This is a genomic window from Microbacterium sp. CFBP9034 (genome assembly GCF_034045255.1).
Classification (GTDB): domain Bacteria; phylum Actinomycetota; class Actinomycetes; order Actinomycetales; family Microbacteriaceae; genus Microbacterium.
The window spans coordinates 1,359,509-1,373,910 of sequence record NZ_JAXCWC010000001.1; the positions used below are offsets into that span (position 1 = coordinate 1,359,509).

Here is a 14,402-nt window from a genome sequence, read left to right on the forward strand (position 1 = left end):
ACCGATTCCGCCTGGAACGTCCTGAAACCGGCGGATCTCCTGCGTACGGGCGGCAAGCGCCGGGCGGCACGCGACGTCCGCGAGCCACCGGGCGTCGATTGGCCTCGGCATCCCGCCGCTATTCTGATCCGATGAGTCCGCTACGCCCCCTCGACCAGTCCAGCAAGCTCAAGGATGTGCTCTACGAGATCCGCGGGCAGGCCCTGGTCGAGGCCGACCGGCTCGAGGACGAGGGTCACACGATCCTGAAGCTCAACACCGGCAACCCGGCGGTGTTCGGGTTCGAGGCGCCGTTCCAGATCGTGCGCGACATGCTCGAGGCCGTCCCGCACGCCCACGGCTACAGCGACAGCCGCGGCATCATGTCCGCCCGCCGCGCCGTCGTCTACCGCTACGAGCAGGACCCCGCCTTCCCGCCCTTCGGTCCCGACGACGTGTATCTCGGCAACGGCGTGTCCGAGCTCATCACCATGGTGATGCAGGCGCTTCTCGACGAGGGCGACGAGGTGCTGATCCCGGCGCCGGACTATCCGCTGTGGACGGCGATGACCAGCCTCGGCGGCGGGACTCCGGTGCACTACCTCGCCGACGAGCAGAACGGCTGGCAGCCCGACCTCGACGACATCCGGTCCAAGGTCACGCCGCGCACCAAGGCGATCGTGGTGATCAATCCGAACAACCCCACCGGCGCGGTGTACTCGCGCGAGGTCCTCGAGGGGATCGCCGAGATCGCGCGCGAGAACTCGCTCCTCGTGCTCTCCGACGAGATCTACGACCGCATCCTGTTCGACGACGCGCAGCACATCCCCATGGCGAGTGTGGCGCCGGATCTGCTGGTGCTCACCTTCAACGGCCTCTCCAAGACGTATCGCGTCGCCGGCTACCGGTCGGGTTGGCTGGTCATCACGGGCCCGAAGGCCCACGCGCGCGGCTTCATCGAGGGCATCACACTGCTCGCCTCGACCCGGCTGTGCCCGAATGTTCCGGCGCAGCACGCCGTGCAGGCCGCCTTGTCGGGCGTGCAGTCGATCGATGCCCTGATCGGCCCGGCCGGGCGCCTCCGCGAGCAGCGCGATGCCGCCTGGGAGGGGCTCGAGGCCATTCCCGGCGTCACCTGCGTGCGGCCGCAGGGCGCGCTCTACGCGTTCCCGCGGCTCGATCCGGAGGTGTACGAGATCCGCGACGACGCCAAGCTCGTCTACGACTTCCTCGTGGCCGAGCACGTGCTCCTCGTGCAGGGCACGGGCTTCAACTGGCCCACGCCCGACCACCTGCGCATCGTCACGCTTCCCGAGGCCCGCGTCCTCTCCGAGGCGATCGAGCGGCTCGGCAACTTCCTCTCGTCGTACAAGCAGTGAGCGAGCGGATGCCGGGGCTCCGGCATCCGTCAAGCCCCTCGGCGGTGTCCGCAGGGCGTCGTACTGTGCGGGTATGGCGATCGAACTGAACGAACCCGCTCTGCGTCACGCCCGGGCGCTCGTCCGCGACGGGAAGGTCGTGCGCGACGAGCGCGACGACTGGTCGGAGGCCGCACCCACGGCGGACGAGGAGAACAGCTTCATCGAGCGTGACGGCTGGACCGAGTACGCGCACTGGCATCTCGGCATCGACAAGTCCGAGGATCGTGAGACCAAGGGGGCCTACTCGTTCCCCATCGGCGACTTCCGCAAGGTGCATCGGTCGGGCGTGATCTCGGCCGAGAGCCGGGCGGGCCAGCACGATCACACCGAGATCCGGGATGCCCTCAAATCACTGCTCGACCTCATCGACAAGGACGCCGACAGCTGACGTCAGGGCCGGCCACGACGCTGTGGACGACCCTGCCGTCGGTCGGAAGACCTCGGGCGCCGCGCGGCGTCAGAGCAGGGCGAGGGATGTCGTGCGCCAGCGTCCGTCCATGCCCTCGAGCCGCAGCGCGACCGCGCGGGTGCGCGCGGGACCCTGCACGATGACGACGGACTCGACCACGCCGTCCGCGGGCGAGGAGTGGTGCACCGAGAGGATCGTGTGGACCGGGCGTCTGGCCGGAACGCCCCGCGCGCTGCGAGCTCGCGCCGCGAGGTTGGAGCGCGTGACCAGCTTGCGGTACGGGTCCTCGGTGAGCCAGCGAGCCAGCTGATCGACTTCTCGCACGCCGGCGAGCACCTCGAGCACGCCGCGGGTGATGTTCCGCAGGAAGGGCTCGGGCGCAGGAAGCGCGGTGGACGGGGTGCGCTGCGCCGCGAAGAACTCGGAGAGTTCGATCGCGGCGCCGGGCGCGCGGTATGCGCGGGCAGAGCCCGCGGGCGTCGTTGCCATGGGTGCCTATCTCGACAGGGGGGATGTCTTGCGGCCAGTAGAACACACGGGCAACTCACAGTGAGAATCCGCGGCACCCCTGTGGATAACTTGTGATCGACTCGTGATGATTCCCCTACTCTCGCTGGGTGCGCTGGGATCGGTTCTTCGACGACCTCGAGGATCAGCTGGCCTCCGAGTGGGAGGCTGAACGCGCTGCGCTCGACACCGAGGCCGAGCGTCTGCGTCTCTCGCGCGTCGCGCTGCAGGAACGGCTCAGCCAGCTCGTGGGGCCGGAGCACGCCGCGCCCGAGGTCTCCTTCGAGTTCGCCGACGGCATGCTGCTCCGGGCGACGGTCACCGGCGTGGGCGCCGACTGGGTCGCGCTCCTGCCGGCGGAGGGTCGCACCGGCGCGGTCGTCGCCCCGTTCTGGTCGATCTCCACCATCGCGATGCCCCATCACGACCTGCTGCGCAGCGCCCGGCCCGCTCCGGCCCGCTCGGTGCTCGCCGACCGCCTCACCTTCGGCTTCGTCCTGCGGGACCTGGTCCGGCGCAGAGTCGGCGTGGCGGTGCACTGCACCTCCGCCCGCGTCCTCACGGGCACGATCGACCGTGCGGGAGCCGACCACCTGGACCTCGCCGTCCATGATCCGGGCGCACCGCGTCGCGCCGACGCCGTCTCCGGACACCGCATCGTGCCCTTCGCCGCGATCGCGTGGATCGGGGTCGACGGCCCCGCGCCGATCCGCTGAGAGGCGTGAGGGGCCAGGCGTCAGTCGGAGTGGCGGACGGCGCCCGTGCCCCACAGCTCGGGGAAGCTCGCCCCTTGGGCCTGGCGCCACAGCGCCATGCGCCGGGCCTCTTCCGCCTGGTCGTCGAGGTACGAGGCCACGCTCGCCTCCTCGACCCGCCAGCGCGCCGGCGAGCCGACGCGGATGCCCCGGAGCTGCCCGTCGAGGACGAGCGCCATGACCTCGTCGACCGACACGCCGAGCACCTCGCCCACCTGAGCGGGGGCCAGCAGTCGCACGTCCGAAGTCGGGATCTCGGGCATGCCCCCATTATGGCCTCGCCCCGGGGGAGGAGGCTCGGCGCCAAGGGGGTTGTGGATAAAGAAAGCGGCCCTCGGCACGCCTGAGCGACGATGGTGGCATGACCGCCGTGGAACCCGCTCACACCCCTCGCCGAGCCTTCTGGGGCGACGCGAGGTTCTTCCTCGGAATCCTCCTCGTCGTCGCCTCCGTCGCCGGCGTCTGGTTCGTCGTCGCAGCCGCCCGTCAGACGTCGCCGGTGTACGCCGCGGCTCGCACGATCGTGCCGGGTGAGGCGATCACGAGCGAGGACCTGACACCGGTCGACGTTGCGCTCGGGCAGCTCGGGGACGTGTATCTCGCGTCTGGCGACCTCGCCGAGGGGATCGTCGCCACCCGCACCATCGAGTCGGGAGAGCTGGTTCCCACCGCGGCGCTCGGAGATGCCGCCCAGGCCCGGACGACGCACATCGTGGTGCACAGCACCGTCGACGTGCCGGCGTCGGTCGACGCGGGGACGGTCGTCGAAGTATGGTCGGCGCCGCTCGTCGAGCACGGCGAGTACGACGTGCCGCGCATCCTCGTGGCCGACGCGACCGTGGTCTCCGTCACGCGCGACGACTCCATGATGGGCGGCGGTGCAGCGGCTCTGGAGCTCGTGATCCCCCGAGCGGATGTCGCAGCCACGCTCGCCGCCATGGCCGATCAGTCCGCGCTCTCGGTCGTGCCGACGTCCGGCACCGGGTCATGAAGCTGCTCCTCGCGGTGCATGACGGCTCCGCCCTCGCCGACGGGCTGCGACGGGAGGGTCACGACGTCCTGGCGGTGGTCGAGGCATCCGCTCTCTCGCTCGCCGCCGGCGACGGGATGCTGGGTGCCGACGCGGAAGCGGTGCTGCGGGCGGTCGCCGAGGCCGACGCCGTGGTGCTGGAGGTCGCCCGTCACACCGTGACGACCGCCGTCGTCGCGCTGTGCGACCGGGCGGGCACGCGGATCCTGCCGCTGTGCGCGGACGCCGCCGACGAGCGACTGGCTGCCGCGTTCGGGCTGGAGCGGCCCCTCCCGCGCGACATCGAGCCCTGGCTGCTGGCGGACGCCCTCGGCGCGATTCCCGCTCGGCCGGGCGCCGAGCCGTCGCCGCTCCCGGGCGCGGCGCTCGCCGCCCGACCGCAGCCGCGCCTCATCGTGGTGTGGGGACCGGCGGGCTCTCCGGGAAGGTCCACCGTCGCGATCGAGCTCGCGGTCGAGCTCGCCCGCGGCGGGCGCCACGTCGGCCTCGTCGACGCCGACACGCACGCCCCCTCCATCGCCCTCGCCCTCGGTCTGGCCGACGAAGGTCCGGGATTCGCTGCCGCCTGCCGGCAGGCCGAACTCGGCGGGCTGGACGCGCGGGAGCTGTCGCGCGTGAGCGCACCGCTCGGGCGGTCGGGGGTCGACGTGCTGACCGGCCTCAACCGTCCGTCCCGCTGGCCCGAGCTGAGCGAGTCCCGCGTGACCGCGGCGCTGGCCGCGTGCCGGCAATGGGCCGATTACACCGTGGTCGATGTCTCGGCGTCGCTGGAGCGCGACGAGGAGATCATGAGCGACCTCGACGGTCCGCGGCGCCACGCGGCCACCATCGCGGCGCTCCGGGCCGCCGATCTCGTGGTCGCCGTCGCCGGGGCCGATCCGGTGGGCATCTCGCGCTTCCTGCGCGCCCATGTCGAGCTGCGGGCGACGGTGGGCGCCACCCCGATCGCTGTGCTCGCCAACCGGCTGCGGCCCGGCGCTCTCGGCATCGACGCCCGCGGGCAGGTGCGGAGGACGCTCGACCGCTTCGGCGGGATCCGGGAGGTGTCGTTCCTCCCGCAGGATGCGCGTTCCGCGGACGCGGCCCTCCTGGCCGCACGGCCGATCGCCGAGGTGGCGCCGAAGTCGCCCTTCACCCTGGCCCTGCGCCGGTTCGTCGGAGAGCACGTCGCGACGGCGCCCGTGCCGCAGCGGGCGGGCCGCGGCATCCGTCGTGTCACCGCGCCGGCCGCCTGAGCGAATCCCTCTAGGCTGAGAGGCGTGTCGACCCTCAGCGATCTTGTCTACGCCCAGGGCCGTTCGAGCGCGGAGGACGTGGAGTGGCTCCACCGTCTCGCCGGCGACGGTCAGCTTCTCGCCGATCTGGCGTTCGCCGACATCGTGCTGTGGGTGCCGACCTCCGACGACGGCTTCGTCGCCGTCGCGCACACCCGGCCGAGCGGCGCGGCGACCCTCTTCTACCGCGACATCGTCGGCGACCTGGTGCGGCCCCAATGGCGCACGCAGGTGCGCGACGCCTTCCAGACCGGGCGGATCGTCGACTCGGCCTCGCCCGACTGGTTCGAGGAGACCCCCACCCGCGTCCGCGCCGTCCCCGTCGTGCGGTCGCGCGGAACCGAGCCGGCTCAGACCATCGGCGTGCTGACGCGGCACACCAATCTCGGCGAGGCCCGTATCCCGTCGCGCCAGCAGATCACCTTCAACGACTGCGCCGACGAGCTGTTCGGGATGGCCGCGACCGGCGACTTCCCCGACATGTCGGCGCCGACCGCCCCGCGACGCGGTGCGCCGCGGGCCTCGGACGGGCTGGTGCGCCTCGACGTCGACGGCATCACCACTTTCGCGAGCCCCAACGCGCTCTCCGCCTTCAACCGGCTCGGCTTCGACGACGAGCTCGAGGGGGAGTCCCTGGTCGAGGTCGTCACGGGCATCCTGCCGGCGAACCGCCAGTTCGACGAGTCGCTCCCGGTCGTGGTGACCGGCCGCGCCCCGTGGCGCACCGACATCGAGGCGCGAGGCGTCACCGTGTCGCTGCGCACGATCCCGCTGCGCGATCACGGCAAGCGGATCGGCGCGATCGTGCTGTGCCGCGACGTGACCGAGATCCGCCATCAGGAGCAGGAGCTCATCACCAAGGACGCGACGATCCGCGAGATCCACCACCGCGTCAAGAACAACCTGCAGACCGTCGCCTCGCTCCTGCGCATCCAGTCGCGGCGCTCGCACACCGAGGAGGCGCGCGAAGCGCTCACGCAGGCCATGCGCCGCGTGTCGGCGATCGCCGTGGTGCACGACACCCTGTCCGAGGGGCTGGCGCAGAACGTGGACTTCGACGAGGTCTTCGCCCGCGTCCTCAAGCTCGTCGCCGAGGTGGCCGCCGCGCCCAACACCCGTGCCCGCACGCACTCCACGGGTCAGTTCGGCACGCTGCCCAGCGAGTACGCCACGCCATTGGCCCTCGCACTCACCGAGCTCGTCACCAACGCCGTCGAGCACGGCCTCGCCGGGCAGGAGGGCGACGTCGAGATCATCGCCGAACGCACCGGCGAGCACCTCGAGGTGCGCGTGCGCGACACGGGTTCCGGCCTCCCCGAGGGTCAGGTCGGACGAGGGCTCGGCACCCAGATCGTGCGCACCCTCATCCAGGGGGAGCTGGGCGGCACGATCGACTGGCACACGATCATGGGCAGCGGCACCGAGGTCACGATCGAGATCCCGCTGCGCTACATCGATCGGTCCAAGAACTGAGCGGATGCCGCAGGACGCGGCATCCGCTCAGTGAACGGGTCTGGGCCCGGTGTGTCAGGACGCGCGGCGCGCGCGTGCGGCGCGGCGCTTGAGGGCGCGGCGCTCGTCCTCGGAGAGACCGCCCCACACGCCGGAGTCCTGGCCGGTCTCGAGGGCGTACTGAAGGCAGACCTCGGTGACGGTGCATCGAGCGCACACCGACTTGGCCTTTTCGATCTGATCGACGGCCGGTCCGGTGTTCCCCACGGGGAAGAACAGCTCGGGGTCGACGGTCAGGCAGGCGGACTTGTCGCGCCAGTCCATGGGGGTGCTCCTTGATAGCGGTGATTCTGTGAGTGACGAGGACACCGGATTCGGGTCCGGTACCCTGTGGGATGTGCGAGCACTTGCTCGCCCCACGTCGCTGTGGGAGCACACGGCTTCACCAATCGTCCCATAGCGGTTTACCTAACTCAAGGGATGAAGGACAGCATTCTGTGCAAGTTGCTGAGTATTCCCCCTGTGGCATAGAGGGTTCGCACAACAGTCCGCCCGTTCACCGGAAGAATCGTTAGGTATGCGAACAAACACCCTCGGCCGCATCGCCGCCGTGCTCGTCGGACTCGAGGGCCTCGGGCTCGTGGTGCTGGCGATCTGGCAGATCGTCGCCGTCGTCTCGGGCGACACGGCGTCGCTCGACAGCGCGCTGGCGCTCATCGTGCTGACGGTCGTCGGCGCCGCGGGAGTGCTGGCGTTCGCCGTCGCCGTCTGGCTCGGGCGGTCCTGGGGGCGCTCGGGTGCGGTCGTGACGCAACTGCTCATCCTCGCCGTCGCGCTCGGCGCGGCGACGGGTGCCTACGCCGAGCCGATCGCCGCCCTCGTGCTGGCGATCCCGGCCGTGGTCACCCTGGTGCTGCTCGTGCTCGCGGTGCGCGAGGCCGGCCGGGCCGAGCGCGACGGGGCGTCCGCCTGAGCCGAGGCCCGGCGAGCGCGATCTGCGGCGCTACGCGGCGTCGAGCCCGACCAGCTTGCGCACCCGGGCCACGTGACCGGTGGCGCGGACGTTGTAGAGCGCGTGCTCGATCAGGCCATCGGGATCGATGACGAACGTGGAGCGGATGACGCCCATGACCGCCTTGCCGTAGTTCATCTTCTCGCCCCACACGCCGTACGCGTCGTGCACGGCGTGGTCGGGATCGCTGAGCAGGTCGTAGGTGAGGCCGTCGCGCTCGCGGAAGCGGCGGAGCTTCTCGGGCTCGTCGCGCGAGATTCCGAGCACGGTGTAGCCAGCGGCCTGCAGCGGGGCGAGGCTGTCGCGGAAGTCGCACGCCTCGGTGGTGCAGCCCGGGGTCATCGCCTCGGGGTAGAAGAAGAGCACGACGCGGCCGCCTCGGAGCGAGGACAGCGACACGGGGCGGTCGTCCTGGTCGACGAGCGTGAAGTCGGGAGCAGGGGAGCCGGCAGACAGTGGAGTGGTCACGATCCCAGCCTAGGCTCCGTCGCGGGCGGCGCCGGCGTCGCGGGCATCGCGCGAGGGGCCGGCGTCGCGCTTGGCGAACGTCTCGAGCAGGCGCTGCAGCGAATCGAGCCGGGCAGCCCCGCCCGGTCCGAGCCGGCCCTCCTCCACCGCCTCGACGATCGCGCAGTCGGGGGCGTCCGGCAGGTGGGTGCACCCCCGCGGGCACTCCTTCGCCAGTTCGTCCAGGTCGGTGAACGCACGGAGGATGTTGGCGGTGTCGACATGGCCGAGGCCGAAGGAGCGGACGCCGGGCGTGTCGATGACCCAGCCATGGCCGCCGCCGGGCGCGTCGTAGCGCAGCGAGACCGTCGAGCTCGAGGTGTGCCGGCCCCGCCCCGTCACCTCGTTGACGTGCCCGGTCGCCCGCTTGGCGGCGGGGACGAGCGCATTCACGAGCGTCGACTTGCCCACGCCGGAGTGGCCGACGAACACGGTGGAGTGCCCGACCAGCGCCGCGCCGATCCGCTCGAGCGGCATCCCGCCCACCGGGTCGTCGGCGCTGTCGATGCTGCTCGTGAAGACCTCGAGGTCGAGGCCGACGAAGTGCTCGAGGAACTCGCTGGGATCGGCCAGGTCGGTCTTCGTGACGACGAGCAGGGGACGGATGCCGGCATCCAGCGCCGCCACCAGGTAGCGGTCGACGAGCCGGGCGCGCGGCTCGGGGTCGGCGGCGGCGATCACGACGAGCATCTGGTCGGCGTTCGCGACGATCACCCGCTCGACCTGGTCGGTGTCGTCGGCGCTGCGGCGGAGGAGGGACGTGCGCTCCTCGATGCCGATCATGCGGGACAGCGTGCCCTGGTCGCCGGAGGTGTCACCGACCACGCGCGCCCGATCGCCCGTCACGATCGGCATCTTGCGCAGCTCGCGTGCGCGCACCGCTGAGGTGGTGTGCTCGTCGGGGCCGTCCTCGTCCACCAGCACGGTGTAGCGGCCCCGGTCGACGCCGAGCACCCGTGCGATCCGGGCATCGGCATGGGCCGGGCGACGCTTCGTGCGGGGCCGGTTGGCCTTCGGGTTCGGCCGGACGCGCACCGACGCCTCGTCGAACTCGGGTTCGTCATCCTCGTCGGGATCGTCGAGCCAGCTCACGATGCCCGCATCGTCTCCGCGGAGATGGTGCCCGAGGCGCCGTCGTCGTCGATCATCGCCTGCCAGAGCTGCGGGAACTCGGGCATGGTCTTCGCGGTCGTGCCGATGTCGTCGACCTCGACGCCCGGCACTGCCAGGCCGATGAGCGCACCGGTGGTCGCCATGCGGTGATCGTGGTGGGCGTGCCACCGGCCGCCGTGCAGCGGGCGCGGGACGATGCGGATGCCGTCGGGAAGCTCCTCGGCCTCGCCGCCGAGCGTGCGCAGCTCGCCGACGAGCGCAGCGATGCGGTCGGTCTCGTGGCCGCGGATGTGGCCGATGCCGTGCAGGGTCGAGGGCGACTCGGCGAATGCAGCGAGCGCGAAGATCGTCGGGGTGAGCTCACCCGCGGCCGAGAGATCGAGGTCGACGCCCTGGATGCCGGCGCCCGCGGTGACCGTGAGGGCGCCGCCGCGGCGCTGCACCCGAGCCCCCATCAGCGCGAGGATGTCGGTGAGCATGGCACCGGGCTGCGTGGAATGCGCGGGCCAGCCGGTCACCGAGACCGAGCCGCCGACCACCATCGCGGCGGCGAGGAACGGCGCGGCGTTGGAGAGGTCGGGCTCGATGGCGACGTCCTTGCCGCGCACCGGCCCGGCCGGGACGATCCATTCGCCCGGCGCCGGACGCTCGACGTGCACGCCCCGGTGCCCGAGCGCCTCGACCGTCATGTCGATGTGGGGGATGCTCGGCAGGCGTGCGCCGGCGTGGTGGAGGTGCAGCCCGACGTCGAAGCGCGGAGCCGCGAGCAGCAGGCCCGAGACGAATTGGCTCGAGGCGCTGGCGTCGATCGTCACCTCGCCGCCGCGGGTGTGCCCGTGGCCGCGGACGGTGAAGGGCAGGGCCCAGTGCCCGCCGTCGTCGATGTCGACGCCGACGTCGCGCAGCGCGGTGATCATCGCGCCCATCGGCCGGTGCAGTGCGCTCTCGTGCGCCGTCATGGTGACGTCGCCCCGGGCGAAGCCGCCGAGGCCCGCGACGAAGCGCATGACCGTGCCGGCCTGGCCGCAGTCGACCTCGGTGTCACCGCGCAGCGGCCAGACGGGGGTGACGATGATGTCGTCGCCGAAGCGGCCGTTGCCCGGCTCGAACTCGATCCCCACCCCGAGTGCCTGGAGCGCCTGGATCATCCGGCTCGAGTCGTCGGAGTGCAGCGGGGCGCAGAGACGGCTCGGTCCGTCGGCCAGCGCCGCGAGGATGAGCTCGCGATTGGTCAGGGATTTCGAGCCCGGAACGGTCACCGTCGCGTGCAGGGGACCCGCTGCGACGGGCGCGCGCCAGGGTGCGCGCCCACCCGGCGCGGTGGAAGGGGAATAGCCGCTGCCTGTCATCGGGTTCTACCCTACTGAACCCCGTCCCCATGGACCGGGATCGACGACACGGAAGCGGAGCCGGATGATCGCCACCCTTGATCGCCTCGACACCGAGGCATCGCCGCGAGACCCCTCAGGTGACGGCGAGGTCCTCGCCGTAGACTGGCGCGTGATGAGCGAGCCGATCGAGCAGGTACAGGACACGCGCACGCAGTTCGAAGAGCAGGCGCTGCCCTTCATGGACCAGCTGTACGCCGCCGCCATGAGGATGACACGCAACCCGGCTGACGCCGCCGACCTCGTGCAGGAGACCTTCGTCAAGGCCTTCGCCTCGTGGAAGACGTTCACCCAGGGGACCAATCTCAAGGCCTGGCTGTACCGCATCCTGACGAACACCTACATCAACACGTACCGCAAGAAGCAGCGCGAGCCCTATCAGGGCACGATCGACGAGCTCGAGGACTGGCAGCTCGGCGGCGCCGAGTCGACCACGGCCACGAGTTCGCGCTCGGCCGAAGCCGAGGCGATCGACCACATGCCGGCATCCGTCGTGAAAGACGCGCTGCAGGCCATCCCGGAGGACTTCCGGCTGGCGGTGTACCTCGCAGACGTCGAGGGCTTCGCCTACCAGGAGATCGCCGACATCATGAAGACCCCCATCGGCACGGTCATGAGCCGTCTGCATCGTGGCAGGCGAATGCTTCGTGAACTGCTGGCCGACTACGCGAAAGAGCGCGGCATCTCCGGTGCCGCCACGAGGAGCACGACATGACGGACTGCGGCTGCGACAAGGCGCGGCGCGACCTGGAGGAGTACCTGCGCAACGAGGTGTGCAAGACCCAGCACACCGACATCGCGGAGCACCTCGAGAGCTGCCCCGGTTGCCGGGACGAGGCGCTCGTGGCGACCACCCTCACGGAGGTCGTGGCGCGGGCGTGCAAGGAGACGGCTCCGGAGGAGCTGCGCGACCAGGTGCTGGCGAAGCTCCGCGCGGTCCAGGCGACGCACTGACGTCCCGCCCCCGGCGCGCTCGTCACGCCGGCGCGGCGAAGACGGTGAGCGCCGCCGGGACGGCATCGACCGTGAGGGGCAGCGCGCCGATCGGATCGCCGTCCGCATAGGCGGTCACGCCGGCGGACGAGAGCCGCACCGACCGCACTCGGGTGATCGAGACCTCCGGCACCGTCGCGTGCGTGCCGGCGTACACCCGGGGGAGCAGCCGAAGCAGCCGCAGTCGGCCCGCGGGGCGAACCAGCACCACGTCGAGCAGGCCGTCGGCCGGGTCGGCATCCGGGCAGATCGGGATGCCGCCGCCATACGTGCGCCCGTTCCCGACGGTCGCCATGACGAGGTCGCCCGCAACATGCTCGCGGGAGCCGTCGTCGCGTTCCAGCTCGACCTCGTAGGGCATGCCCGACAGGGTGAGGAACTCGATCAGGATCGCGATGTTGTAGCGGGACCCGCCCCGCGGCCAGCGCATCGCGTTCGCGCGATCGTTGACCTTCGAGTCGAAGCCGCTCGCGAGCACGGTGCCGAAGTACTCGGTGGTGCCGTCGGACCGGGTGACGCGACCGAGGTCTATCCGCCGGACGGCGCCCGCGGCGATCGTGTCGGCGGCCGCGTCGGCGTCGAGCTCGCGCAGCCCGAGGGTGGCGGCGAAGTCGTTGCCGGTCCCGGCGGGGATGATTCCGAGAGGGATGCCGGTCCCCGCCACCTCCTGGATCGCCAGGCGCACCGTGCCGTCACCACCGGCCACGGCCACCGCGTCCACGCCTGCCGCGATCGCGGCGCGCAGCAGCGCGGAGGACTCTTCGGCGCTCCCGCCGCTGATGATGGCCGTGCGCACGCCGTGCGATCTCAGTCGCTCCGCGGCCCGCGTCGCGGCACCGGTGTGCGCGCCGGAGCGCGCGGCCGGGTTGACGAGGAGCGCGACGTTCATGCAGGGTCGACGGCCCCGGAACCGGATGCCGCGCCAGACGCGACCAGGGCGCCGGGGTTCATGATGCCCCGCGGGTCGACGACCGCCTTGACCGCGCGCAGGATCTCGACGCCCAGCGGTCCGATCTCGGCCTCGAGGTACGGGCGATGGTCGCGCCCGATCGCGTGGTGATGGGTGATCGTGCCGCGGGCGTCGCCGATCGCGCGGGACGCGGCATCCTTCGCCCCTGCCCATTGGGTCGCCGGATCCTCCGAGAGCGCCGCGACGACGGTGAAGTACAGCGACGCGCCCGCGGGGTACACGTGCGAGATGTGGCACAGCACGATGGGCTTGGCGCCGCCGGCCGTGAGAGTGCCGCTCAGCGCGTCGCTCACCGCGGACTTGAGGGTCGCGAGGTTCGCCCACGTGGTGGCCGTCTCGAGGGTCTCGGCCAGCACTCCCGCATCCATGAGGGTGTCGCGCAGGGCGGGGGAGGCGAAGCGCCCGCGCTCCCACGACCGGGCCGGGTCCTCGCCGCGGGACTTCGCGCCGTGCGCGGCGAACACCGCGTCCAGCTCGGAGCGGGTCCCTTCGGCCGAGGCGGCGTCGGTCCCCTCGAAGGTCGCCACGGCCAGGCATCCGCGCAGACGCGTGAGATGGCCGCCCATGGCGGCGTTCACACGCGTCTCGGTCTCGTCGCTCAGACGCAGGACGGTGGGACGGATGCCGCGCTGCGTCGCCTCGCGGAGGGCGGCCGTTCCGGACGCGAAGTCGGGGAACGTCCAGGCGCCGTAGGCGGTGGCCGCCGGCACCGGGCGGATGCGCACCGTGACCTCGGTCAGCACGCCGAACGCTCCCTCGGAGCCGAGGAAGAGTTCGCGCAGATCGGGTCCGGCGGCGCTCGCCGGGGCGCGGCCGAGGTCGAGGTCGCCGACGGGTGTCGCGACCCGGAGTGCGTGCACGAGCTCGTCGAATCGTCCGTAGCCACGCGATGCCTGGCCGCTCGACCGGGTGGCCGCGTAGCCTCCGATCGAGGCGTACTGGAAGCTCTGCGGGAAGTGCCCGAGCGTGTAGCCTCGAGCCCCGAGCAGCTCCTCGGCCTGCGGGCCGGTCGTGCCCGCGCCGAGCGTCGCGAGCAGCGACGTCTCGTCGAGCTCGAGCAGTGCGGCGGTGCGCGACAGGTCGAGCGCGATCACGGCGCGATGCGGTCCTGCCTCGGGGTCGACGCCGCCCACGACGGACGTGCCGCCGCCGAACGGCACCACGGCGATGCCTCGCCGATCGCACGCGGCGAGGAGCGCCACGACCTCGGCATGGTCGGCGGGAGCGACGACGGCATCGGGGGCGGATTGGGTCTCGTCCAGGCGGCGGTGCAGCAGATCGGGCGTGCTCTTCCCACCCAGGTGGAGGAGGCGCAGCGCGTCGTCGCGCGTCGCGTGGTCGTCGCCGACGATCTCCCCGAGAGCAGCAAGGGCGGCATCGTCGAGCCGGGACGCAGACAGCCGCGGGTGGGCTCGCCGCGGGATCGGATGCGCCTTGCCGGGCAGCAGGGTGGCGAGGATCGCCTTCGCTCCGGCGGGCAGCCGGGCGGGCTCGGTGCCCCAGGCGTCCCAGTCGGAGCGGGGCCGCGGCGCGGGGAGCGCGAGAGGGCGTGCTGCGGATCCGGAGGGCGCCGTCGCGGTCATGGCGACAGT

Annotated in this window: 17 protein-coding genes; 9 read left to right on the forward strand and 8 right to left on the reverse strand. The window is 71.9% G+C overall.

Features of this window, described 5'->3' with window-relative positions; all coding sequences use genetic code 11:
• The first annotated feature begins 131 nt into the window (after positions 1-131).
• Positions 132-1,358 (forward strand): pyridoxal phosphate-dependent aminotransferase, encoded by a 1,227-nt coding sequence (locus SOM19_RS06045; RefSeq protein ID WP_320485649.1) that lies wholly within the window; start codon positions 132-134, stop codon positions 1,356-1,358.
• Positions 1,359-1,431: 73 nt separating this feature from the next.
• A complete protein-coding gene (locus SOM19_RS06050) occupies positions 1,432-1,788 on the forward strand; it encodes a hypothetical protein (protein WP_320485650.1) in 357 nt (118 codons plus the stop codon).
• A 69-nt stretch (positions 1,789-1,857) separates the two neighbouring features.
• Here SOM19_RS06050 and SOM19_RS06055 read toward each other — a convergent pair whose 3' ends face one another.
• Positions 1,858-2,298: an Rv3235 family protein gene (locus SOM19_RS06055; protein WP_320485651.1), complete on the reverse strand. Its 441-nt coding sequence runs from the start codon at positions 2,296-2,298 to the stop codon at positions 1,858-1,860.
• A gap of 128 nt (positions 2,299-2,426) precedes the next feature.
• On the opposite strand from SOM19_RS06055, the gene SOM19_RS06060 reads away from it, so the two are divergent.
• Positions 2,427-3,032 (forward strand): hypothetical protein, encoded by a 606-nt coding sequence (locus SOM19_RS06060; protein WP_320485652.1) that lies wholly within the window; start codon positions 2,427-2,429, stop codon positions 3,030-3,032.
• Positions 3,033-3,052: 20 nt separating this feature from the next.
• On the opposite strand, the gene SOM19_RS06065 is transcribed toward SOM19_RS06060, so the two are convergent.
• Positions 3,053-3,334 carry a MerR family transcriptional regulator gene (locus SOM19_RS06065; RefSeq protein WP_320485653.1) on the reverse strand — a complete coding sequence of 94 codons (282 nt, stop codon included), beginning with the start codon at positions 3,332-3,334 and terminating at the stop codon, positions 3,053-3,055.
• Positions 3,335-3,432: 98 nt separating this feature from the next.
• Here SOM19_RS06065 and SOM19_RS06070 point away from each other — a divergent pair, with 98 nt between their 5' ends.
• From SOM19_RS06070 to SOM19_RS06080, 3 genes are read left to right on the forward strand one after another with little or no spacing between them, the layout of a single operon-like run.
• On the forward strand, positions 3,433-4,062 hold the full coding sequence (locus SOM19_RS06070; RefSeq protein WP_320485654.1) for an SAF domain-containing protein: 630 nt from the start codon (positions 3,433-3,435) through the stop codon (positions 4,060-4,062).
• Positions 4,059-5,336 carry a P-loop NTPase gene (locus tag SOM19_RS06075; RefSeq protein ID WP_320485655.1) on the forward strand — a complete coding sequence of 426 codons (1,278 nt, stop codon included), beginning with the start codon at positions 4,059-4,061 and terminating at the stop codon, positions 5,334-5,336. The genes SOM19_RS06070 and SOM19_RS06075 overlap by 4 nt, the downstream gene beginning before the upstream one ends.
• A gap of 24 nt (positions 5,337-5,360) precedes the next feature.
• On the forward strand, positions 5,361-6,848 hold the full coding sequence (locus tag SOM19_RS06080) for a sensor histidine kinase (protein WP_320485656.1): 1,488 nt from the start codon (positions 5,361-5,363) through the stop codon (positions 6,846-6,848).
• Positions 6,849-6,902: 54 nt separating this feature from the next.
• Here SOM19_RS06080 and SOM19_RS06085 read toward each other — a convergent pair whose 3' ends face one another.
• A complete protein-coding gene (locus SOM19_RS06085; RefSeq protein ID WP_055967481.1) occupies positions 6,903-7,151 on the reverse strand; it encodes a WhiB family transcriptional regulator in 249 nt (82 codons plus the stop codon).
• Positions 7,152-7,404: 253 nt separating this feature from the next.
• Here SOM19_RS06085 and SOM19_RS06090 point away from each other — a divergent pair, with 253 nt between their 5' ends.
• Entirely contained in the window at positions 7,405-7,800 is a 396-nt protein-coding gene (locus SOM19_RS06090) for a histidine kinase (protein WP_320485657.1), read from the forward strand.
• Positions 7,801-7,830: 30 nt separating this feature from the next.
• Here the strand turns inward: SOM19_RS06090 and bcp are convergent, their stop codons facing one another.
• Genes bcp through aroA form a run of 3 tightly spaced genes read right to left on the reverse strand, consistent with a single transcriptional unit; the run spans position 7,831 to position 10,808 of the window.
• Complete coding sequence (gene bcp / locus SOM19_RS06095) at positions 7,831-8,310, reverse strand: thioredoxin-dependent thiol peroxidase (RefSeq protein ID WP_320486671.1); 480 nt, start codon at positions 8,308-8,310, stop codon at positions 7,831-7,833.
• Positions 8,311-8,316: 6 nt separating this feature from the next.
• Positions 8,317-9,438, reverse strand: coding sequence for a ribosome small subunit-dependent GTPase A (gene rsgA / locus SOM19_RS06100; protein WP_320485658.1), 1,122 nt, complete (start codon positions 9,436-9,438; stop codon positions 8,317-8,319).
• Positions 9,435-10,808: a 3-phosphoshikimate 1-carboxyvinyltransferase gene (gene aroA, locus SOM19_RS06105; RefSeq protein ID WP_320485659.1), complete on the reverse strand. Its 1,374-nt coding sequence runs from the start codon at positions 10,806-10,808 to the stop codon at positions 9,435-9,437. Before aroA ends, rsgA begins: the two co-directional genes overlap by 4 nt.
• A gap of 154 nt (positions 10,809-10,962) precedes the next feature.
• Between aroA and SOM19_RS06110 the strand changes: the two genes are divergently transcribed.
• Positions 10,963-11,562 carry a sigma-70 family RNA polymerase sigma factor gene (locus SOM19_RS06110; protein ID WP_320486672.1) on the forward strand — a complete coding sequence of 200 codons (600 nt, stop codon included), beginning with the start codon at positions 10,963-10,965 and terminating at the stop codon, positions 11,560-11,562.
• A complete protein-coding gene (locus SOM19_RS06115; protein WP_320485660.1) occupies positions 11,559-11,801 on the forward strand; it encodes a zf-HC2 domain-containing protein in 243 nt (80 codons plus the stop codon). The genes SOM19_RS06110 and SOM19_RS06115 overlap by 4 nt, the downstream gene beginning before the upstream one ends.
• Before the next feature lie 22 nt (positions 11,802-11,823).
• On the opposite strand, the gene SOM19_RS06120 is transcribed toward SOM19_RS06115, so the two are convergent.
• Both SOM19_RS06120 and SOM19_RS06125 read right to left on the reverse strand, forming a co-directional pair.
• Complete coding sequence (locus SOM19_RS06120; RefSeq protein WP_320485661.1) at positions 11,824-12,729, reverse strand: diacylglycerol kinase; 906 nt, start codon at positions 12,727-12,729, stop codon at positions 11,824-11,826.
• A complete protein-coding gene (locus tag SOM19_RS06125) occupies positions 12,726-14,393 on the reverse strand; it encodes an FAD-binding oxidoreductase (protein WP_320485662.1) in 1,668 nt (555 codons plus the stop codon). The genes SOM19_RS06120 and SOM19_RS06125 overlap by 4 nt, the downstream gene beginning before the upstream one ends.
• Positions 14,394-14,402: the final 9 nt, after the last annotated feature.

What these genes read in the sequence shown, in the direction of transcription:
- SOM19_RS06045 (WP_320485649.1), top strand. Translation starts at nt 132, where the DNA reads ATGAGTCCGCTACGCCCCCTCGACCAGTCCAGCAAGCTCAAGGATGTG.
- SOM19_RS06050 (WP_320485650.1), top strand. Translation starts at nt 1,432, where the DNA reads ATGGCGATCGAACTGAACGAACCCGCTCTGCGTCACGCCCGGGCGCTC.
- SOM19_RS06055 (WP_320485651.1), bottom strand. Translation starts at nt 2,298, where the DNA reads ATGGCAACGACGCCCGCGGGCTCTGCCCGCGCATACCGCGCGCCCGGC.
- SOM19_RS06065 (WP_320485653.1), bottom strand. Translation starts at nt 3,334, where the DNA reads ATGCCCGAGATCCCGACTTCGGACGTGCGACTGCTGGCCCCCGCTCAG.
- SOM19_RS06070 (WP_320485654.1), top strand. Translation starts at nt 3,433, where the DNA reads ATGACCGCCGTGGAACCCGCTCACACCCCTCGCCGAGCCTTCTGGGGC.
- SOM19_RS06075 (WP_320485655.1), top strand. Translation starts at nt 4,059, where the DNA reads ATGAAGCTGCTCCTCGCGGTGCATGACGGCTCCGCCCTCGCCGACGGG.
- SOM19_RS06085 (WP_055967481.1), bottom strand. Translation starts at nt 7,151, where the DNA reads ATGGACTGGCGCGACAAGTCCGCCTGCCTGACCGTCGACCCCGAGCTG.
- SOM19_RS06090 (WP_320485657.1), top strand. Translation starts at nt 7,405, where the DNA reads ATGCGAACAAACACCCTCGGCCGCATCGCCGCCGTGCTCGTCGGACTC.
- aroA (WP_320485659.1), bottom strand. Translation starts at nt 10,808, where the DNA reads ATGACAGGCAGCGGCTATTCCCCTTCCACCGCGCCGGGTGGGCGCGCA.
- SOM19_RS06110 (WP_320486672.1), top strand. Translation starts at nt 10,963, where the DNA reads ATGAGCGAGCCGATCGAGCAGGTACAGGACACGCGCACGCAGTTCGAA.
- SOM19_RS06115 (WP_320485660.1), top strand. Translation starts at nt 11,559, where the DNA reads ATGACGGACTGCGGCTGCGACAAGGCGCGGCGCGACCTGGAGGAGTAC.
- SOM19_RS06120 (WP_320485661.1), bottom strand. Translation starts at nt 12,729, where the DNA reads ATGAACGTCGCGCTCCTCGTCAACCCGGCCGCGCGCTCCGGCGCGCAC.
- SOM19_RS06125 (WP_320485662.1), bottom strand. Translation starts at nt 14,393, where the DNA reads ATGACCGCGACGGCGCCCTCCGGATCCGCAGCACGCCCTCTCGCGCTC.